Below are 20,298 nucleotides of genomic sequence, written 5' to 3' on the forward strand. Positions count from 1 at the left end.
TTCAACCTCCAATCAGGTGGCGCACCACGAAGACCGTGACGAAACCGGCGGCCATGAAGCTGCCGGTCGCGACGAGCGAGCGCAGCGAGCCGCGCGAAAGACCGCACACGCCGTGGCCGCTCGTACAGCCCGAGCCGTAGCGCGTGCCGACGCCGACCAGGAGGCCTGCGGCGATGAGCGTGACGGGCGTCGATTCGATCACGGGCGCGGGCAGCGGGGCGGCGAGCCGCCAGAGCCAGGGCGCGGCGATGAGTCCGGCGATGAAGGCCGCCCGCCACGCGCGCTCGCCGCGCACGGCGTTCAGGAGTCCGCCGACGATGCCGCTGATGCCCGCCACGCGCCCGTTGCCGAGCACGAGCAGCACGGCGGCGGCGCCGATCAGCAAACCGCCCGTGAGCGAGGCGACTGGTGTGAAGTGTGCCAGATCGAGACTGAAATTCATGAATTCCCCTTGGGCGGACTGCAATAGAGGTCGGAGAGTGTTTGCATGATGCGGATGATGTCGGAGCCGGCGAGGCTGTAGTAGATGTATTTGCCTTCCCGGCGCGTCTGCACGAGGCCTTCTTCGCGCAGCACGCCGAGGTGCTGCGAGAGGCTCGGCTGATGCACGCCGACGAGCGCTTCCAGCTCGCCGACATTGCGCTCGCCTTCGATGAGCTGGCAGAGCAGGACCAGACGGTCTTCGTGTGCGAGCGCCTTCAGGAGCGCGCAGCATTTCCCGGCGGATTCGCGCAGGGCGCCGAGGGCGTCGGGTGTGAGCTGGGGGGGCTTTCGTTGCACGGATCGATCACAGAGTACTTTGTCGGCGAACATTATATATATTTCTAATATGTTGCTCAATTTGGCCCTGGCGGCGGCGCAGGTACAAATCCACATCGCTAGATCTGAAGTCCGCTCCGTTGCATGCAACGCGGCTGCGCGCGCTTTTGCCCCGCCGGCCCGGCACGCGAGGGCAGCCTGCCCGCACGGCTCGCTGCACTCCGTTTAGACTTCGTTGCAGATCGACGCTGCAGTTCGACGCACATGCGAGTGCGTCGCCGCGGCGTGCAATCCGCCCTCGAGGAGTCGTGCCATGAAAGCCATCCAGTTCAAGTCCTTCGGCCAGCCGGACGTGCTCGAATACGTCGATCTGCCCACGCCCGTCCCGGCCGCGGGCAATGCGCTCGTGCGCGTGCTCGCGGCATCGGTGAATCCGAGCGATGTGAAGAACGTGTCCGGCCATTTTGAACACACGGTCCTGCCGCGCGTGCCGGGGCGCGATTTCAGCGGCGTCGTCACGGCGGGCCCCGACGACTGGATGGGCGCCGAGGTCTGGGGCACGGGCGGCGACATCGGCTTCACGCGCGACGGCACGCACGCCGGGTTCATCGAGATTCCGGTGGCCGCGCTCGCGCGCAAGCCGGCGTCGTTGAGCCACGCGCAAGCGGCGTCCATCGGCGTGAACTTTGTCGTGGCGTGGCTGGGCGCTGTCGACTACGCGCGTGTCGCCCTGGGCGAGACGGTCGCGGTGATCGGCATTTCGGGCGGGGTGGGCGGCGCCGTTGCGCAGATCGCGCATGCTCGCGGCGCGCGCGTGATCGGCATCGGGCGCGAAGCGCCGCACCCCGATTCGCCCGCGGCGCGCATCATCGACGCGTTCGTGCCGCTCGATGACGGCGCCACGGCGCGCGTGCGGGAACTGACCGGCGGCGCGGGCGCGGAGGTGGTCTACGACGCGGTGGGCGGCGTCGCGTTCGAGCTTGCGCTGTCACTTGCGAAGCGGCGCGCGCGCGTGATCGAGATCAGCGCGACCGGCAAGCGCCGCGTGGAGTTCGACCTGATCGACTTCTATCACAACGAGACGCAGCTTTTCGGGGCGGACAGCGCGAAGCTCGGCGTCGCGGATTCTGCGCCGATGATGGCGGCCATCGCCGAAGCGTTCGACGCGGGTCACTTCGAAGCGCCGGTCGTCGCGCTGCGGTTCCCGCTCGAACGTGCGCGCAAGGCTTACGAGGCCGTGGCGGGCGGCACGCGCGGACGTGTCGTGATCGAGATGACCTGACGTGACGTGACGGTGTGAACGCACGATGGCCCGTGCGGCGGCATCGGTCGTGGATGCGCGCCGCCGCCGATCCTGCTGGCCGGTCTGCCGGTCTGCCGGTCTGCCGGTCTGCCGGTCTATCAGGTTTCTCAGGTTTCGCTGCGCACGAGCCGCTCGGGCAGGCGTGCGCGCAAGGCGCGCGCGTCGAGGTGTGCGAGATCCTTGTCGAGTTCGAGCGTCACGGTGTTCTGAGTCTGCGCATCGAGCGCCTTGCGCAGCACGCCGAGAAAGCCGGGCGGCGCCGCGATCACGAGCGTCCCGTAGCGCGCTTCAGTACGTGCCCGCGCGAGCGTCGCCGCGATCTGGGCGGCGAACAGGGCGGCTTCGCGCGCGTGCTGTGTCGTGTCGGGATCGCTCGATTGGCGGCCCGGGCCCGCGCGGTCGGTCGTGCGGCCCGGCTTGTCGCTCACGAGGCTCTGCTCGGGTACGCGGCTTTCGGGGTGCAGCAGCGTCTCGACCTCATCGATTGCGCCGAGCGGATTGTCCGCCGCGAAAATGCGCGCCGTCACGCGGTTGGCGACGACGATCCAGATCGTTTTCGACATGTTTCCCTCCCAGCCTCGGCTCGCTTGCGTGTTCCGTGAACACGCGCCGCTGCGCGAATTTAAAGGGTAGCGCGATCGGGTCTAGCGCGTTCAGGAAGGTGCGGACGCTCGCTGCGGGCCCTTCGGGCAGGCCTCCCGAAAACCAGGAGGATGATTCCCGGCTTTGACGGATTATCTTTCGCGGTGGGAGGGGCTACGCTGCAGATTCCAACCGGTCAGAACCGAAGGAGCACGCGATGACCTCCGCTGTCCGTCACTTTCCAGGCGATGCCGTCTTCACGACCAGCGTAAAGGCCATGCAGCAGCGTCTGGGCTCGCGCGAGATCTATGCGCACGTCGAGTCGGAGGGCGGCTGGCCCGCCGCCATTCCGCCCGTGCTGAAAACCTTCATCGAAGCGCAGACGAGCGTGTTTCTCGCCACCGCGAATGCCGGGGGCCAGCCGTATATCCAGCATCGCGGCGGCCCGGCTGGCTTCCTGCAGGTGCTCGATGAGCGCACGATCGCATTCGCCGATTTCAGGGGCAACCGCCAGTACATCACGCTCGGCAATCTCGCGGACAACCCGCGCGCGCATCTGTTCCTGATGGACTATGCGCGCCGCCGACGCGTGAAGATCTGGGGCACGGCGCGCGCCGTCGAGGATCGCGAACTGATTGGCAGGTTGATGCCGCAAGGCTACGCGGCGCTGCCGGAGCGCGCGATTCTTTTCACGGTCGAGGCGTGGGATCGGAACTGCTCGCAGCACATCCCGCAACGCATCGATGCGGCAGATGTGCAGGCGGCGCTTTCGGAGCGCGATGCGCGGATTCAGGCGCTTGAAACAGAAGTGGCGCAGCGCGCGCAACGCGTGCACGCGCTGGAGGAGGAAGTCGCGCAGTTGCGCGCGCGCAGCGCGAGCCAGATCGATACGAACCGGCTTGCATCAACTTGAATTGCTTTAAATCGATTTGAACCGGCTTGAATGCGCATCGCCGGGTGCGGAAGATGCCGCCGCCGGCGACGGCGGCCAACGGGCCGCGTTATTTCACTCGCATTACTTCACTTTCTCGGCCTCGTTCGTGATGGCCTGACCGCCTTTCGAGAGGTCCTGGCCTGCGCCGGCGATGGTATTGCAGGCAGCCAGCGCGACGGTGAAGAGTAGAAGCGCAAACCCAAGATAACGGCTCATGTCGGTTCTCCTGTTGTGCTTGTTCCCCAGTGACGATGCGAAGCGGCGTGCATCGCGCCAGCCCGTGAGGCAAAGCGCGCGCCAGCCGCTGCGCCGATTGTACCCGTGCTGTACCTGTGCTGTACCCGTGCCGCGCGAGGCGTGTCGCCGGGGTGCTTCAGCCGCGCCGATGCGACTTGCGCACGACGAGCCACTTCGGCGAGCGAAAGCGCACGATGCTCACGTAGAGCCAGACGTAGGTGATCGCGAACACCACCACGAAGCAGAACAGATGGAGCGTGTGGCGCCAGAAAAGCGTCGCGGGGATGACTGCGAGCAGGCACAGCAGCCACAGGTAGGGCGACGTGAGCGAGTTGCGGCGCGTGAGTTCGTGTGCGGTGCGTGCGCCCACGGCCCAGCGCATCAGCCGCTTGTAGACGAGCATGTGCAGGTGCACGCCATCGGGAATGCCCGGCGACATGCCGCGCACGAACTTCTTCCGGTAGATCGAGAAGCAGGTCTCGAAGATCGGGTACATGAAGAGCAGCACGGGATACCAGGCCGACACGTCGCGGTTGCGCATCACGAGCAGGATCGACAGCTCGGCGAGCATGAAGCCGATGAAGTACGCGCCGCCGTCGCCGAGGAAGATCAGCCCGGCGGGGAAGTTCCAGATGAAGAAGCCCATGACCGCGCCCATCATGATGAGCGACGCGGAGAGCACGACCGGATCGTGGACCTGGAAGGCCACGTAGGCGAGCGAGGCGAACATCATGAACGCGACCATCGAGGCGAGGCCGTTGAAGCCGTCGATGATATTGACCGCATTGGCGAGCGCGGCGACCGCGAGCACCGTGACCACGAACGAAACCGGCGCGTAGGAGAGCAGGAAATCGAGCGGCGGCACGCTGATGCGCGTGACCGCGATGCCGAGCAGGAACCAGGCGAGCGCGGCGGCAGCCATCGTGCAGATGAGGCGAGCAAGCGGCGAAACGCGCTTCGTGAGGTCTTCGGTCAGGCCCGACGCGAACGCGGGAATGCCGCAAGCGGTGATGCCGAGGATGCCGCCCGAAACGGCCGGATAGGCGCCATGCAACTGCACGGCGGCCACGATGAGTCCGGCGACGATGCCGGTGCCGCCAATGCGCGGCACGGGGCGCGCGTGGAATTTCTGCACGCCCGCGAGATCCGAATCCACGGAAAATTTTTCATGCAGGTGCGCGTACCGCACGATCAGCAGCGTGACCAGCAAAGAAACGAGGAAACCAAGCGCGAAGCTAAGCATGAAAGCGGGCAGGGCACGAAGAAGGGATGCGCGATTATACAAAGCCAGCGGGGCGTCTTTGCGGCGCGACGGGCTCATGCTGTCTGCAAGCGTTGTCCGAATCCGGTCATCCGGTCAATACGGTTAGTGCGGTTAGTGCGGTTAGTGCAGTTAAAGCAGTTAAAGCGGTGCGGGCGAGCCGAGCGGCTATCTTGTGCCGCCGCGCGAAACGGCACATTACAAAACGCCAACATCTGCGCCGGATTGCAGCGCGCCGGTACCGCTTCCGTGGAGCGTCGCCTAGATTATGGTTTGGCGCCCGCGCGTGCGGCGTTGTGCCATGATGGCGATGCGGCGCGCACGATGTTTCCGGCGCGCCGCACATCGTCTTGCCGGTTGTCCTGCCAGTTCAAGTCGGGAGTTTCCATGCCCCACAAAGAATGGATCCGCGACGCGATCCGCAAGATCGACGCCGACTTCAACCGCTCCGCCGATACTCACCTCATCGCGCTCGATCTGCCCGGCTTCCCGGGCATCCGCTTTTACCTCAAGGACGAATCGAGTCACCCGACCGGCAGCCTCAAGCATCGCCTCGCGCGCTCGCTCTTTCTCTACGCGCTGTGTAACGGCTGGCTCAACGAAAAGAGCACCGTGGTGGAAGCGTCGAGCGGTTCGACCGCCATTTCCGAGGCGTATTTCGCGCAACTGCTCGGCCTGCCGTTCGTCGCCGTGATTCCGGCCAGCACGTCGCGCATGAAGATCGAGGAAATCGAGTTCTACGGCGGCCACTGCCACCTCGTTGCGAATCCCGCCGAGATTTACGTGGAATCGCACCGCATCGCGCAGGAGTCGGGCGGGCACTTCATGGACCAGTTCACCTACGCCGAACGCGCGACCGACTGGCGTGCGAACAACAACATCGCCGAATCGATCTTCAAGCAGATGGCCGACGAAGAGTATCCGGTGCCGACGTGGCTCGTTTCGAGCGGCGGCACGGGCGGCACGATTGCGACGCTCGGCCGGTATGTCGCCTATCGGCGGCACAACACGCGCGTGATGTGCGCCGATCCCGAGCACTCCGTGTTTTTCGATTACTTCAAAAGCGTGCTCGCGGGACATCCCGATAGCGGCCTCACGCTCGACGTCGGCTCGCGCATCGAGGGGATCGGACGGCCGCGCGTCGAGCGCTCGTTTATCCCGACGTGTATCGACGCCATGGTGAAGGTCCCCGATCCGCTGTCGTTCGCGGCAATGCGCTATCTGGCGGCGCGGCTCGGCAAGCGCGTGGGCGGCTCGACGGGGACCAACTTCGTCGGCGTGCTGTTTCTCGCCGGGCGCATGAAGGCGCAGGGCGAATCGGGGGCGATCGTGAGTCTGCTGTGCGACAGCGGCGAGCGCTACAGGACGACTTACTATCACGAAGCCTGGTATGAGGCGCAGGGCATCCGGATTACCGAGGCCGATGCGCTGATCGCGCGCGCTGTGAGTGGCGAGCCGATTTTCGCGGGGCCGGAAGCGGGCGTGCTCGCGGCGCAACGGTGAGATGCGCCGCGGCGCTTTGCGTGCTGCGTTTCATATGCTGTGCTTCACGTGCTGCGTTTCACATGCTGCGCTTTGCGTGCTGCGTTTCACATGCTGTGTTTCGTATCCTGCGCTTCACGTACGGTGCTTCACCCGTGCGGTTTCACTGCCGCCGCGCGCGGTGCGACGTATCCCGGATCGGATCTTGCACGCTTGCGGGCATGGCCTGCGCTGCGCGGCGCTTCGCATCGTCGAACATCTCCCGCAGTTGTTGCCGTTCGCCGTCGGTGAGAAACGCGGCTGCGTCCGGGATCGTCAGCACCAGTTGCAGCGTCAGGGTGCCGCGCGTGCCGTGACGATCCGCGAGCCCAAGGCCGGGCAGCCTGATGGCGGTTCCCGGTTGCGCGTTCGGCGGAATCGTCACCTGCAGCGTGCGGCCGAGCATGTTGGCTTCGATGGTGCCGCCGAGTGTGGCCGTCATGAAATCCACTTCGAACTCACGGGCGAGATCCAGTCCGTTGCGGCTGAACGCCGAACCGCAGACGATCGCAACCGAGAAAATCGCGTCGCCCGCCGGGCCGCCATTGACTCCGGGATGACCGCCGCCTTCGACGACGAGCCGCTGGCCGTCCCACGCGCCCCCCGGAATCGGAACGATTTCGGATTTGCGCCAGGTCCGCATGCCGGTGCCGAGACACTGCGCACACTGCAGGTTCCCTTTCGTTTTCTCGCACGGATGACACGGTCCCTTTACGGGGAAGCTCGCGTCGACTTCGCCGCCATCGATCGCAACTTCGAGCGGTACGAAGAGTTCGACCAGACAGTTCGCGCCGCGCATCGGCGGCGCGCTGCGGCGCTCGCGCGGCGCGGCGTCTTTGCCGTGACTTCCGTTCTGTGCCGCTGCTGAACCTGACGCAGCCGGACCCGATGCGGACGGCGTGCGCTTGCCGGTCAGAACCTCGAACGCCTCCTGAATGCGCTTGAACACCGGCTCGACCGCCTCTTCGCGCCCCTTGTTGCGATCCGGGTGGTACTTCGCCCTCAGTCGCCGGTATGCGCGCTTGACCTCAGTCAGCGACGCCGTGTTCGGCAGTTTTAGCTGGCGGTAGTGTTCGTCGAAGCTCAAGCGTTTTCCCGTTCGTGATTTTTCGGCCCGAATTTCTGCTGTGACGCTGCTGAGACGCTGCTGTGATGTGTTAATCGCCGCGCGTCGCGAATCGTTTGCCTCGTGCGCGGCCATTGTGTCATCGTGGCGACGCGCTGCGTCGACCTGAGGCGAACCGAAAGCGCCAATTACGCTCCAGATCCGATTAAGTCGGGCGTCAGCTTACGCAATCGCGTTCTGAAGCGCCATGATTTCCTGCGTTAACCTGGGCGTTTTTATTCTGTTTGCTTCAGGCACGCACGGTGTTGCGATCCGATGGCGGTTTTGTCTCGAGCGTTAAAGCTTTTGCGCAAACGGTGTTGCGCAAAAGTTGAATGCGCGGCTGCGTATACCGTGTTTTGCGTTACGCGTTGCGCGTCGACCGAAGTCACGCCGGCATCAAGACCAGAATCCAGCCATCGCGCCCACGAAGCCCGCGATGCATACCAGCGCAGCGGTTACGCACAGCAACTTGAGATAGGTGCCGGTTGGACGCCGCCCGGGCGGGAGCGCCTTGACGCTGATAACGATCAGCAGCCCGATGACAAGCGGCAGCATGACGGCGTTCACGACCTGGGCTGCCACGTTCAGCCACACGAGATCCGGAACGAATTCGACCACGAGTGCACTGAATGCAACGGCGAGCGCATAGACGCCATAAAACCAGGGCGATCTCGACCGGCGTCCATCGAGCGACCGGCTGCGGCCTGTCACTTCGCACAGTCCCCACGCCAACGCGAGGGAACAGATAATGGCCGCCACGAGCGAAGCGCCGAGCACCCCGGCGCCGAAGATCATTTGCCCCGCGCGCTGGCCCAATTCACTGGTAAGCGCGTTGCTGATTTCGCCCACGCTTTGCAGGCTCTGCTGCCCATGCGGTCCCGACAATCTGGCTGCGGCCGCAACGAGTACGGCGGCGGTCAAAAGCTGTGTCAATACCGCGCCGGCTGCCGTTTCGATTCGCGCTGCCCGGTAGTCGCGTGTGGTCAGCTTTTTATCGGCCACCGCGGCCTGCTGATAAAACAGCATCCACGGATTGAAAGTCGCGCCGATGAGCGCCGCCGCGAGCCACCCGAACTGCGGCGTGCTGAACGGCATGTCGCGCAACTGGTAGCTCATGGCGCGCAGATCGGGCCGGGCATGCCAGGCGACAACGAAAAAAGCGAGTTCGAACGCGCCGATAAACATCGCGACGCGGTCCACCCGCTTGTGCGAGCCCGTGAGAATCACGAACATCAACAGGCCGACGGCTGCGGAAAGCGTCATGCCGCGCGGCACGCCATACATCTCGCCCACGCCCGCCACACCCGTGAATTCGGTGACGAGCGAGCCCAGCACGGCAATCACGAGGCCGGCTGTCGCGACCCACGCCCAAACGGGGCCAATGCGCGCACGGATCAGTTCGCCGTGTCCTTCACCCGTAAAAATGCCGAGCCGGACGGTCAGCTCCTGCGTCATGTAGAGCAAAGGAATCAGCGCGATGAGCAGCGGCAGGAACCGGATTCCCCACTGCGCACCGCTTTGCGCCGCGGTTACGACATTGCCGGAGTCGCAGTCCGCGAGCATGACGAGCAACCCCGGCCCGATTGCGGCGGTGCGGCCCAGAACCCCGAGCGTCTTCTGCCTGAACGATATCGAATGACGCATAAACCGCAAATCGGATGCCATCTGGAAAACAAGCTCCCATTATCGCCTGAGGTCGTGCCGTGCTTTCCAGTCATCGACTCGTTTTAAATGCCCGGTTGCGAACCGGGCCCGCGCATTAGCGATACTCGCTCGCGCGCGATGCTTTTTCTCGTGCGTCGACATCCGTGACGTTTGCGTTCGCCAGTGCGTGCGGCGCTGCGCCCGAAGGCGTTTCGGCAGCAGGTATTTCGCCTTCGCGCATGCCGTCCTTGAATCCCTTCACTGCGCCACCGAGGTCGCTGCCGATATTGCGCAGCTTCTTCGTGCCGAACACCAGTGCCACGATCAGCAAAACGATCAGCCAGTGCCAGATACTCAACTCACCCATGACATTTCCCAGACTTCGCTGTTGCCTTGAGACCCGGTGAAAAAAAACGATCTCTCGACTCGGCAAAAAATTAAAACGCGCGAAAACCGTTCGCGCGACGGTTACCCCACGCGAAATGCGCAGGTGGATGTTACGGAAAACTATCTATTCACGTTCTACGTACTCCTTCGCCGAACGTCAATGCGATCACGCGTCGCGGCGGCTGATCCGCCACACCACGAAAACACCCGCCACGGCGAGACAGGCTGCGAGCGTCGCAACCGAGCGTGCCGGTGCGATCGCGTATTGCATCGTCAGCGCGCCGCGCATTAAATCGACGCCGTACGCGGCGGGATCGAATGAGGCGGCGAGTCGAATCCAGCCCGGCGCGAGATCGAGCGGATAAAGACCGCCCGACAAGAAAAACATCGGCAGTAGCAGCGTGTTCGACACGACCGGAAATACGATCACCGAGCGGAACGGCAACGCGAGTGCGAGTCCAAGCGCCGAGAACACGAGCGCGGCGAACGCCATCGCAACGACGACGAGCACGAGATTCATCGCGCTCAGTCCGATTCCGATTGTCGGCGCGAACGGCAACAACAACAGACTCTGTATCCAGGCGACGACAGCGCCCGCGCCGATCTTGCCCGCCGCGATTTCGACGCGGCCCACGGGCGAGACGAGCAATGCTTTCAGAAAACCTGTTTGCCGGTCGTGCACGATGCCGACCGCAGCAGAAATGGCGGTAAACATGAGCGACAGGCCGACGACACCAGGAAAGATGTATGCCTGATATCCGCTGACCTCGGCGTAAGTGCCGCTCCTGAGCGCCGCGCCGAGCACGAACAGATACAGGAGCGGCTGCGTGAGACCGAACAGGATGCGCAGCGGCGACGCCCAGAACCGTTTCAGGTCGAACCAGACGATGGTCAGCGCGTTGCTCATGCGGCCGCCTTTCCAGTCGCCTTCGCAGTCGCCTTCGCAGTCACCTTCGCAGTCGCATTCGCAGCCGCATTCGCAGCCGCATTCGCAGCGAGATGCGCGGCGTCGCCCGATTGCGCGGCAATCCAGTGGCCGACCACGTCCATGAGGTCGGGCGCTGCAATGTCGGCGCCGAGCACGCGGCACGGAATGCGTTGCAGCAGCGCCGGCAATACGGCCTGCGGATCCGTGCCCGAGACGATGATGCTGTTGTCGTCGCTGATTTCGACCGGATAGCCCTGCGCGGCGAGCCAGCGCTGTGCTTCGGCGATATCGGGCACGCGCAGCCGGATCGTGCCGGGCACGGGCGCGTGCATCGCGGGCCACGGGCCGCCCGCGAGCAGGCGGCCTTGATGCAGCACGACGACGCGGTCGGCGTCGCGCGCCTCTTCGGTATGGTGCGTCGAGCACAGGACCGTGTGGCCGTCGTCGACGAGCGTTCGGATTTCCGCCCAGAACGCGCGGCGCGCGGCGATATCGAGGCCGAGCGTCGCTTCGTCGAGCAGCAGCACTGGCGGACGCGCGATCAGTGCGCGCGCGAGTTCGAGCCTTCGGCACTGGCCGCCCGAAAGCCATTGAACCGGCGTTTCGGCTTGCGCCTCGAGGCCGAACGTCGTCAACAGTTCGTTGACCCGCTGCTGCACGGCGCGCCCCTTCAGTCCCTGGCAACGCGCGATGAACCACAGGTTGTCGCGCGCGCTCAGGCGCGGTTCCAGCGCCGACGTTTGAAACACGACGCCGATTCGTGTACGCGCAACGGCCGGATGGGCAACCACGTCGACGCCGTCGATGAAGATGTGCCCGCTTTCCGGCACCGCGAGCGTGGCCAGCAGCGAGAGCAGGGTGGTCTTGCCTGCGCCGTTGAGCCCGACCATCGCGACGAGTTCGCCGCGTCCGATCGACAGGCTGATGTCGTGCAGGATCGTGCGGCCGCCGCGCTGAAAGCTCACGTTGCACAGATCGATGCTGGATTTCTCCGACATGGCGGTCGCCTCAGTTCGCTTATTGGTTGCCAATCAGGTTGCCAGGCAGGTCGCTTATTGGAGAAGCGCGGGTTGCACGGACGGATCCGTGAAGTGTACGCGCGCCGCCATCGGCGCGGACACCCACACTTTGCCGTTGCTATCGACCATCAGCAGCGACTCGACGCCGGCCTTGTGCGCCATCGCGAGTGCCTGCGCAGGACCGGCGACGAACGGCGGCTTGCTCGCGCCATCGGACAGCGCGCCCGCGTGCGGCCCGGGTTTCACGAGCACGGTGACCGACTCGCTGACTTCGACGGGAAACCCGGTGCGCGGATCAATAATGTGGCAATACCGCACGCCCTTGGACTGATAGAAGCGTTGGTAGTCGCCGCTCGTGCCGATGGCTTCGCCGTCGTGCAGTTCGAGCGTTGCGAGCGCACCGGGTTTGCGCGGGTCCTGGATGCCGACCTGCCAGGGCATGCCGCCCTTGCTGCCGATCGCGAGCAGGTTGCCGCCGACGTCGATCAGCGCGTTTTCGACACCGCGCTGCTTCAGGATGGCCGCCGCTTCGTCGAGCGACCAGCCCTTCGCATAGCCGCCGAGATCGAGCGAAACCGCGCGGTTCGTGCTCGTGACGACGCCCGATGGCGAGATCGCGAGGTCCGCAATACGCGGGCGCAGCGCCGCTTCGCGCAGCACCGCATCGCGCGGCGGCGGCTTCACGTCGAACTGGTCGGCCTGAAAGCCCCACAGCCGGATGAGTCTGCCGATGCCGGGCTCGAAGAGGCCCTCGCTTTCGATCGACAACTGCTGCGCCGCGCGCAGGATCTGTGCAAGCTCGGGCGACGCCTGGAACGGCTCGCCGGACGCGATGCTCTGATTCAGGCGCGTGACTTCGGACGGCTGCCACGCGTGCAGCTCGCGGTGCATCGACTGGAAATGGGAAAACACGGCGTCTGCGTCCTGCTGCGCATCCTTGAGCGGCACACCGTAAAGCACCAGTTGCACGCGGGTGCCGAACACGTAAGTGCCCTGAACGTACACCTCGGGGGACCTGAGCGTAAGCCACAGCCCGACTGCAATGGCGGCGGCGAGCACCAGCACGATTCCCGCGGCCTTTCTGAAATTAGACAATTTTCTGGTACTCAATCAGCTTCAAATCAAAGTGGCCTGCCGATCAGGTGCACACCGGTCAATGAAGAAACATACATAAAAAAATCATGTTTTGAGGTTATCTGTATATCTGATATCGATCAACGAGGCGGGGAGCCGCAGTGCGACATTTAGGCTGCGTCAGACCGCCGCATTCGGACATCGGGTTTTGTTGCGACATTTTGCCCAAATGCCTGAATCAATGACTTATCGGGTGGAAGCGTATTGCTGCGGCAATTTGCCGGGAGTTGTCACACGAAATAAAGCGTAAAACGCATCTGCAACAACGTGCTTTGCCTGGCTTTATCTGGCGGGCCGTTGTCGTAAGTGGTTGTAAACAGTTGGCAAGGCGCAGATCAACGTCATCCCGTTCACCAGTTTGTGCAAAAAGGCCCCTATGTTATGCTTTTTTATGCGGAATAAGGCTGGCTGACGGGTAGACCAACCAACTACGCGGACTGAAACTTTCAGTTCAATTACAAAGAAGGACGAGGATAAAACTTCATACACGTGACGAAGGGTTGTTATCCGGAATCATTTTCGGGGTCTGCAGCCGTGGTTTTAACGCGCGACATAGTGCCGCATTGCGGTAACGGTCCCGGAGCGTATTGCGTTATTCCCCTCCAGCGCGAGAAACCCATTGGTTGCCTGGCGTTGAAACGAATCGATGAGTGAGATTGTCATGACGAATGCAAAAGGAAAAACTGAAGAAACCGTAGTCCCGGGCCGTCGCCGCTTCCTGGCGTCGTCCGCTGTGGCGGGTCTCGCGGGTGCGAGCCTGTCGCTGGGTCTGGCGGGTTGCAACAAGGGCAGCAGCGATGCAGCCCCCGCAGCAGGCGCCGCGAGCGCTGCAAGCGGCGCTGATCCGCAGGCGAGCATCAACTGGGAGAAGTATGAAGTGCATCCCGGCAAGCTCGACACGTACTACGGTTTCTCGAGCGGTGGTCACTCGGGCGACCTGCGCATTCACGGCCTCCCGTCCGGCCGTGAAATCCGTCGCGTTCCGATCTTCAACGTCGACTGCATGTCGGGTTGGGGCATCACGAACGAATCGCGCGCGATCATCGGCACGAAGCCGAATGGTCAACTGAACTACACCACCGGCGATACTCACCACGTCCACCTGTCGTACACGGACGGCGTCTACGACGGCAAGCACCTTTTCGTCAACGACAAGCTCAATGGCCGTATTGCGCGCGTGAAGCTCGACACGATGGAGTGCGACGCGATCACGCAACTGCCGAACGTGCAGGGCTTCCACGGCATTTTCCCGGACAAGCGCGACCCGGTTGACGACAAGATCAACTACACGACGCGTGTGTTCTGCGGTAACGAATTCCATATTCCGCAGCCGAACGACGGCCGCGACATCAACGATCCGTCGAAGTACTTCTGCCTGTTCACCTGCGTCGACGCGGTCACGATGCAACCGCGCTGGCAGGTCAAGATCGACGGCAACATGGACCTCGTCGCGACCTCGTACGACGGCAAGATTGCGTGCTCGAACCAGTACAACACCGAGAACGGCGTTCACTACGAAGAGATGATGGCCGCCGAGCGCGACTCGTGCATCTTCTTCAACGTTGCGCGTATCGAAGAAGCAGTCAAGGCCGGCAAGTTCACCCACATCAGCAATTCGAAGGTGCCGGTCGTCGACGGCACGAAGGCCGGCAACACCGACCCGAAGACGGCGCTCGTCCTGTACGTGCCGGTTCCGAAGAACCCGCACGGCGTGAACATCTCGCCGGACGGCAAGTACTACGCGTGCTCGGGCAAGCTGTCGCCGACCGCCACCCTGATCCAGCACGATCTGGTTCTGAAGTGGTTCGACGGTGGTCTTAAGGATCCGCGCGACACGGTCGTCGCCGAGCCGGAAATCGGCCTCGGGCCGCTCCACACGGGCTTCGACGGCAAGGGCTTCATCTACACGACGCTGTTCCTCGACAGCCAGATCGTCAAGTGGGACCTCGAAGCCGCGAAGAAGGCGTACCAGGGCGACAAGAACGCGAAGGTCGTGGTCGACCGCATCGACGTTCACTATCAGCCGGGTCACGGCTTCACGTCGATGGGCGAAACGGCTCAGCCGGACGGCCAGTACTTCATCTCGGACAACAAGTTCTCGAAGGACCGCTACCTGCCCGTCGGCCCGCTGCACCCGGACAGCTCGCAGCTGATCGACATCAGCGGCGAGAAGATGCTGCTGATCGGCGATCACCCGCTCTATCCGGAGCCGCACGACTCGATCATCGTTCGCCGCGACATCATCAAGACGCGTCAGATCTATGACCTGGATGAATTCCCGCTCGCAGTGAAGAGCGTGAAGGACAACCGCGTCGAGCGTAACGGCAAGAAGGTCACGATCCACCTGACGTCGCAAGCGCCGGCGTACGGTCTGCGTGAGTGGACAGTGAAGAAGGGCGACGAAGTCACGATCATTCTCACGAACCTGGATAAGGTCGAAGATCTGACGCACGGCTTCGGTATCCCGAATTACAATATCAGCTTTGTCGTACACCCGCAGCAGACTCAGTCTGTCACGTTCATCGCTGACAAGCCGGGTGTGTTCTGGTGTTACTGCTTGAACTTCTGCCACGCACTGCACCTTGAGATGCGTTCGCGGATGCTCGTCGAAGCGTAAGCGCGCCTGAGTACGCACCGCGCGGGGCGGCAGGTTTTTTCCACCCCGCGCGGATCATGCTGCCTGCGATCCGTATAAACCCTGAAGTCAGAAGTCGAGCATGTTGAAGTTCCCACTCGCTGCGGTGCCGATCACAGCGTTGCTGTTGATGCGTGCCGTCGCTGCCGCTACGCTCACGGTTCACCCTGGAGAGCGCATCGGGGCAGCCGTCGACGCGGCGAAGCCCGGGGATACGGTCGTCATTTACGGCGGCCACTATGCCGAAAATCTCCGCATCACCAAGCGCCTCACGTTGCGCGGAGTCGGTCGACCGGTGGTCGACGGCAACTACGTGGGTGACGTTATCCGCGTCACCGCGCCCGATGTGACGATCGACGGTCTCGACGTCGTCAACAGCGGCGCCGATCTCACCGCGCAGAACGCGGGGATCTATGTGCAACCCGGCGCGAACCGCGCTGCTATCAGCCATTGCCAGCTCGCCTACAACCTGTTCGGGATGTGGCTCGAGGGTTCGGCTGACCTGCGAATTTTCAATAACGTGATCGTCGGCAAGCGCGACCTGCTGTCGGCGAATCGCGGCAACGGCATCCAGCTGTACAACACGACGGGCGCGCAGATCGTCGGCAACACGATCAGCTACTCCCGCGACGGCATTTACGTCGACGTGTCGCACCATGCCCTCTTCAAGGGCAACACGATTCATAACGTGCGCTACGGTACGCACTATATGAACTCGTATTTCAACACGTGGGATGGCAACAACGTTTTCCACAACCGCGGCGGCCTCGCGATCATGGAGGCGCGCAACCAGACCGTGAGGAACAACCGGGTCTGGGGCAATAGCGGTCACGGGATCATGCTGCGCACGGTCCAGGATTCAGTGGTCGAGAACAACGTCGTGGCGGGCAACCAGAACGGTTTCTTCATCTACGACGCCGAGTACAACAAGATCCACGGCAATCTCGTTGTGGGCAACGAGGTTGGCGTGCATCTGTGGGGCGGTTCGGTCAGGAACGACGTGACCGGAAACGATTTCATCCGGAACCGCCAGCAAATCCGCTACGTCGCCGCATACGACGTGGCATGGCCAGGTAACTACTGGAGCAATTATTACGGTTGGGACAAGCGCGGCCGGGGCATCGGCGATATCCCATACAAGTCGAACGACCTCGTCGACCGGCTCACGTGGCGTATCCCGGCGGTTAAGGTGCTGATGAACAGTCCCGCCGTGCAGTCGCTGAAGTTGATCGCACAACAATTTCCGCTGATGACGGTGCCGAGCGTCGTGGACGACGCTCCGCGGATGCAGCCGGTGCATACCGGCTGGTCGCAGTGGATGGGGAAGTAGCATGATTGAACTTAAAGCCGTCGCGAAATCGTTTGGCTCGCTGCGCGCAGTCGACGGCGTGGACCTGCACGTCCGCAAGGGCGAACTGTTCGGCCTCATCGGCCGCAACGGCGCGGGCAAGAGCACGCTGTTCCAGCTCATGCTCGGCCTTCTCGTGGCCGACGCAGGGCACGTGCACGTCGACGGCGGGCCCGTTGGCGGTGCGCGCTTTCGCGCCGTCAAGCGCATGCTCGGCTATCTGCCCGAGAACGTGGTGCTGTACGACAACCTCTCCGGGCTCGAGACGCTGCGTTTTTTCGCGCGCCTCAAGGGCGTTGGCATGGCGCAGTGCGAGCCGCTCCTCGAGCAGGTCGGGTTGAGCCACGCCTCCGGGCGCAAGGTGCGCGAGTACTCGAAAGGGATGAAGCAGCGTCTTGGCTTCGCGCAGGCGCTGCTGGGCGATCCGCAGCTCCTCTTTCTCGATGAGCCGACCAACGGCCTCGACCCGGAAGGCATTCGCGAGTTTTATCAAATCCTGAAGACGCGCCAGCAGGCCGGCACGACGATCGTCATCACGTCGCACATCCTTGCCGAAATCCAGCAGCGCGTCGATCGCCTCGCGATCCTGCGCAGCGGCCGGATTCAGGCGGTGGGCAGCGTGCAGGCGCTGCGCGCCGAAACGAATCTGCCGCTGTCTTTCGAAGTCGTTGCGAAGAGCGACGACACGCAGACAATCGAAGCGGCGCTGCGTCGCGCGCCGTTCGGCGAGCTGACGGTCAGCGCTCGCAGCATTGCGTTCTCTTGCCCGCGCGACGCGAAGATGAGCGCGATTGGCGCGCTGGCGCCGCTGTCCGACCGGATCGCCGATCTGCAAATTCATGAACCGTCGCTTGAAGACGTGTTTCTCGGCTACACCGGGGTGAACGCATGAGCCTCTCCAATTTCCCGCACTGGGCGCAAATCCGCGTGATCGCCGGCAAGGAGTTCCACGACCGCATCCGCAACCGCTGGGTGCTCGCCGTGTCGATCGTCTTCGCGGCGTTCACGCTCGCCCTTTCGTACTTCGGCGCAGCCGCGCAAGGCGCGGTCGGCTTTCAGGGCATCGAGCCGCTGATTGCAAGCCTCGTCAGTCTCACGATTTATCTGCTGCCGCTGATCGCGCTGATTCTCGGCTTCGATGCGCTCGTGGGCGAGCGCGAGCGCGGCACGCTGAATCTGCTGCTGTCGTATCCGATCAACCGCGTCGAGCTGCTGCTCGGCAAGTACGTGGGCCTTGCCGCCGCGCTGACCTGCGCGACGCTCGCAGGCTTCGGCGTCGCGGGCGTGGCGATCGTGGTGCGCGCACCCAACGCCGACTGGTATCAGTACGTGGGTTTCGTCGTTAGCGCCGTGCTGCTCGGCTGGGTGTTCCTGAGCCTTGCGGTGTCCGCCTCGGTATTCTGCGCGAGCCGTACGTCGGCAAGCGGTGTTGCGATTGCGTTGTGGTTCTTCTTCGTGCTGGTCTACGACCTGCTGCTGCTGGGTGCGCTCGTGCTCACCGGCGGCGCGGCGCTCGGCCCGATGTTCCCGTTGTTGCTGATGCTCAATCCGGCCGATATTTTCCGGATTCTGAACATCTTCGGACCGGGCGACCTGCACACGATGTTCGGCTTGATCAGCGTCTTTCCCGCTACGCTCGCGGAGCCGTTCTTTCTCGGCCCGGTGATGCTCCTGTGGATCGTGGCGCCGCTCGGCCTTGCAGCATGGAGATTCAATCGATGAACCGCACTCTCACCACCCTTCTCCGCACGACGATTGCCGCGTTTGCGCTCGTGCTCGTCGCCGCATGCCAGAACAGTTCGAGCGTGCCGCCGGCGCCGCACGAAGTCACCGATTCGACCATTAGCGTGCTCGACGGCATGAGCCTGAAGGACTATCCGGGTCCGAAGGCACAGATTATTTACGCGGACGGCCACACCGACTTCTTCTGCGACACGCTGGGACTTTTCTCGGTGTATCTGCGCCCGGAAACCGACCGCAAGGTGGGCGCGATGTATGTGCAGGATATGGCGGTTGCCGACTGGCAGCATCCGGCCGGGCACTGGATCGACGCGAAGCAGGCGTTCTACGTGGTCGGCTCCAAAAAGCTTGGCGCGATGGGCCAGACGTTCGCGTCGTTCGCGAAGGAAGGCGACGCCGCACAATTCGTCAAGGAACAGGGCGGCAAGCTGTATCACTTCGACCAGATCACGATCGACATGGCATCGTTCGATGGCGGTGTGTCTAAAGACGAAAGCATGTAAGGGAGCTGAGATGTCTGATTTTTTCCATAATGTGCCTTCCGAGGCCGCAGTGCAGATGGACGCGTTTAGCCGTCTGATTTACGATTTGCGCGAAGATCGCAAGCTCCTGCTTAAACAATACGACGCAGCCGATGAAGCGGAACTGCTCGCGAAGATCACGTCGGGTGAAGTCGCAGAACACCCCGCCTACGATCACTACCTCGGCGCAAAGATGCTTGCAGATACGCGCGAAACCATTCGGGAACAGCTGCGCGAGCTGCTGGCAACGGGACTCTGATCATGCTGCATATCGAATTGAAGGAACAGATCGAAGCGACCTTCGACAACACGCAGGTCGTGTCGGTCACGCTGTGCCGTGACGCGCTCGAACTGAAGCTGGCAAACGGCGTCGAGATGGTGCTGCGTGTCTTGAGCCCGACCGAATACGCCATGAACTGGCGCTGGGGCGACGCGGCGCAGATGAGCATCGACACCGCGCCGGTGCACAAGTCGCTGAAGACTTTTCCGAACCATTTCCACACGGTCGACGGCAAGGTCGTCGACGATCCGGTCACCGAGATCGGCGCCGAACCGTGGCGCAACGTTCGCACGCTGATCGAACGGTTGCTCGCGCAACCGATGCTGGGCTAGACGCCTGCGTTTGCGCGTGGGCCCAGAGGCCGCGCAAACGGACGCATCTTGAAGATTTTTAACGAGGAAGGACCCATGAAGACCCGTAACTTGATGCTTGTTGGACTTGGATTCGCACTGACGCTCGGCCTCTCGGCCTGCGGCAAGAGTGACGATGCTTCGCAATCGGCCAGCGCCGCTTCGGCAGCGGTTGCACCTGTCGCGTCCGTCGCGGTCGAGGCGTCCGCGCCGGCCGCAGCGCCCGCAGCAGCAGCCGCCAGCGACGCAGCACCCGCTGCAGCCGTGGCGACCGCCGCAGCCGGTGGCGATAACTCGGCGGTTGGCGAGAAGACGTTCAAGGGCACCTGCTTTATGTGCCACCAGACCGGCGCTGCCGGCGCACCGCTCTTCGGCAACAAGGCCGACTGGGCGCCGCGTATCGCGAAGGGCAAGGACACGCTGTACAAGCACGCGCTGGAAGGCTTCACCGGCAACAACGGCACGATGCCCGCACACGGCGGCAACCCGAGCCTGAAGGACGACGAAGTCAAGGCAGCCGTCGACTACATGGTTGCGAAGGCACAGTAACACCGGCCACAACACCGCGCTTCCTGCCCACGGGCCGGCGCGCGGTGTTGCGCTCGTA

22 protein-coding genes are annotated in these 20,298 nt (G+C 63.3%); 11 read left to right on the forward strand and 11 right to left on the reverse strand.

Features of this window, described 5'->3' with window-relative positions:
• Window position 1: 1 nt before the first annotated feature.
• Both Q0L30_RS13870 and Q0L30_RS13875 read right to left on the reverse strand, forming a co-directional pair.
• The gene (locus tag Q0L30_RS13870; protein ID WP_296657170.1) at window positions 2–442 is read right to left on the reverse strand and encodes a YeeE/YedE family protein; all 441 of its coding nucleotides are present in this window, start codon (window positions 440–442) and stop codon (window positions 2–4) included.
• On the reverse strand, window positions 439–780 hold the full coding sequence (locus Q0L30_RS13875; RefSeq protein ID WP_296657173.1) for a metalloregulator ArsR/SmtB family transcription factor: 342 nt from the start codon (window positions 778–780) through the stop codon (window positions 439–441). Before Q0L30_RS13875 ends, Q0L30_RS13870 begins: the two co-directional genes overlap by 4 nt.
• Window positions 781–1,072: 292 nt before the next feature.
• Here Q0L30_RS13875 and Q0L30_RS13880 point away from each other — a divergent pair, with 292 nt between their 5' ends.
• Window positions 1,073–2,041, forward strand: a complete 969-nt coding sequence (locus Q0L30_RS13880; RefSeq protein WP_296657175.1) for a zinc-binding alcohol dehydrogenase family protein — start codon at window positions 1,073–1,075, stop codon at window positions 2,039–2,041.
• 128 nt (window positions 2,042–2,169) lie between these two features.
• On the opposite strand, the gene Q0L30_RS13885 is transcribed toward Q0L30_RS13880, so the two are convergent.
• Window positions 2,170–2,625 carry a host attachment protein gene (locus tag Q0L30_RS13885; RefSeq protein ID WP_296657178.1) on the reverse strand — a complete coding sequence of 152 codons (456 nt, stop codon included), beginning with the start codon at window positions 2,623–2,625 and terminating at the stop codon, window positions 2,170–2,172.
• Window positions 2,626–2,861: 236 nt separating this feature from the next.
• Between Q0L30_RS13885 and Q0L30_RS13890 the strand changes: the two genes are divergently transcribed.
• A complete protein-coding gene (locus tag Q0L30_RS13890) occupies window positions 2,862–3,557 on the forward strand; it encodes a pyridoxamine 5'-phosphate oxidase family protein (protein WP_296657181.1) in 696 nt (231 codons plus the stop codon).
• Window positions 3,558–3,659: 102 nt separating this feature from the next.
• On the opposite strand, the gene Q0L30_RS13895 is transcribed toward Q0L30_RS13890, so the two are convergent.
• Both Q0L30_RS13895 and Q0L30_RS13900 read right to left on the reverse strand, forming a co-directional pair.
• Complete coding sequence (locus tag Q0L30_RS13895) at window positions 3,660–3,794, reverse strand: entericidin A/B family lipoprotein (protein ID WP_296657183.1); 135 nt, start codon at window positions 3,792–3,794, stop codon at window positions 3,660–3,662.
• 157 nt (window positions 3,795–3,951) lie between these two features.
• Entirely contained in the window at window positions 3,952–5,058 is a 1,107-nt protein-coding gene (locus Q0L30_RS13900; RefSeq protein ID WP_296657185.1) for a glycosyltransferase, read from the reverse strand.
• Window positions 5,059–5,463: 405 nt separating this feature from the next.
• On the opposite strand from Q0L30_RS13900, the gene Q0L30_RS13905 reads away from it, so the two are divergent.
• Complete coding sequence (locus Q0L30_RS13905; protein WP_296657187.1) at window positions 5,464–6,579, forward strand: PLP-dependent cysteine synthase family protein; 1,116 nt, start codon at window positions 5,464–5,466, stop codon at window positions 6,577–6,579.
• Between the two features lie 142 nt (window positions 6,580–6,721).
• Here Q0L30_RS13905 and Q0L30_RS13910 read toward each other — a convergent pair whose 3' ends face one another.
• From Q0L30_RS13910 to Q0L30_RS13935, 6 genes are all read right to left on the reverse strand, one after another.
• A complete protein-coding gene (locus Q0L30_RS13910) occupies window positions 6,722–7,684 on the reverse strand; it encodes a DnaJ C-terminal domain-containing protein (RefSeq protein ID WP_296657191.1) in 963 nt (320 codons plus the stop codon).
• 417 nt (window positions 7,685–8,101) lie between these two features.
• Window positions 8,102–9,349 (reverse strand): NRAMP family divalent metal transporter, encoded by a 1,248-nt coding sequence (locus Q0L30_RS13915; RefSeq protein WP_296657193.1) that lies wholly within the window; start codon window positions 9,347–9,349, stop codon window positions 8,102–8,104.
• A 115-nt stretch (window positions 9,350–9,464) separates the two neighbouring features.
• Complete coding sequence (gene tatA, locus Q0L30_RS13920) at window positions 9,465–9,716, reverse strand: Sec-independent protein translocase subunit TatA (protein WP_296657196.1); 252 nt, start codon at window positions 9,714–9,716, stop codon at window positions 9,465–9,467.
• 186 nt (window positions 9,717–9,902) lie between these two features.
• The gene (locus tag Q0L30_RS13925) at window positions 9,903–10,643 is read right to left on the reverse strand and encodes an ABC transporter permease (protein WP_296657199.1); all 741 of its coding nucleotides are present in this window, start codon (window positions 10,641–10,643) and stop codon (window positions 9,903–9,905) included.
• Entirely contained in the window at window positions 10,640–11,662 is a 1,023-nt protein-coding gene (locus Q0L30_RS13930) for an ATP-binding cassette domain-containing protein (protein ID WP_296657202.1), read from the reverse strand. The genes Q0L30_RS13925 and Q0L30_RS13930 overlap by 4 nt, the downstream gene beginning before the upstream one ends.
• Before the next feature lie 54 nt (window positions 11,663–11,716).
• The gene (locus Q0L30_RS13935; protein ID WP_367277822.1) at window positions 11,717–12,751 is read right to left on the reverse strand and encodes an FAD:protein FMN transferase; all 1,035 of its coding nucleotides are present in this window, start codon (window positions 12,749–12,751) and stop codon (window positions 11,717–11,719) included.
• Window positions 12,752–13,463: 712 nt separating this feature from the next.
• Between Q0L30_RS13935 and nosZ the strand changes: the two genes are divergently transcribed.
• From nosZ to Q0L30_RS13975, 8 genes are all read left to right on the forward strand, one after another.
• A complete protein-coding gene (gene nosZ, locus Q0L30_RS13940) occupies window positions 13,464–15,434 on the forward strand; it encodes a TAT-dependent nitrous-oxide reductase (protein WP_296657207.1) in 1,971 nt (656 codons plus the stop codon).
• Window positions 15,435–15,534: 100 nt separating this feature from the next.
• Window positions 15,535–16,782, forward strand: coding sequence for a nitrous oxide reductase family maturation protein NosD (locus Q0L30_RS13945; RefSeq protein ID WP_296657210.1), 1,248 nt, complete (start codon window positions 15,535–15,537; stop codon window positions 16,780–16,782).
• A 1-nt stretch (window position 16,783) separates the two neighbouring features.
• Window positions 16,784–17,692 (forward strand): ABC transporter ATP-binding protein, encoded by a 909-nt coding sequence (locus tag Q0L30_RS13950; RefSeq protein WP_296657213.1) that lies wholly within the window; start codon window positions 16,784–16,786, stop codon window positions 17,690–17,692.
• Window positions 17,689–18,522, forward strand: coding sequence for an ABC transporter permease subunit (locus Q0L30_RS13955; protein WP_296657217.1), 834 nt, complete (start codon window positions 17,689–17,691; stop codon window positions 18,520–18,522). Before Q0L30_RS13950 ends, Q0L30_RS13955 begins: the two co-directional genes overlap by 4 nt.
• Window positions 18,519–19,043: a nitrous oxide reductase accessory protein NosL gene (locus Q0L30_RS13960; RefSeq protein WP_296657218.1), complete on the forward strand. Its 525-nt coding sequence runs from the start codon at window positions 18,519–18,521 to the stop codon at window positions 19,041–19,043. The genes Q0L30_RS13955 and Q0L30_RS13960 overlap by 4 nt, the downstream gene beginning before the upstream one ends.
• 10 nt (window positions 19,044–19,053) lie before the next feature.
• A complete protein-coding gene (locus Q0L30_RS13965) occupies window positions 19,054–19,320 on the forward strand; it encodes a hypothetical protein (RefSeq protein WP_296657221.1) in 267 nt (88 codons plus the stop codon).
• Between the two features lie 2 nt (window positions 19,321–19,322).
• On the forward strand, window positions 19,323–19,673 hold the full coding sequence (locus Q0L30_RS13970) for a DUF6516 family protein (protein ID WP_296657223.1): 351 nt from the start codon (window positions 19,323–19,325) through the stop codon (window positions 19,671–19,673).
• A gap of 75 nt (window positions 19,674–19,748) precedes the next feature.
• On the forward strand, window positions 19,749–20,240 hold the full coding sequence (locus Q0L30_RS13975; RefSeq protein ID WP_296657225.1) for a c-type cytochrome: 492 nt from the start codon (window positions 19,749–19,751) through the stop codon (window positions 20,238–20,240).
• Window positions 20,241–20,298: the final 58 nt, after the last annotated feature.

The sequence above is a fragment of the Paraburkholderia sp. genome (genome assembly GCF_024281035.1).
In the GTDB taxonomy this organism is placed as follows: Bacteria; Pseudomonadota; Gammaproteobacteria; order Burkholderiales; family Burkholderiaceae; genus Paraburkholderia.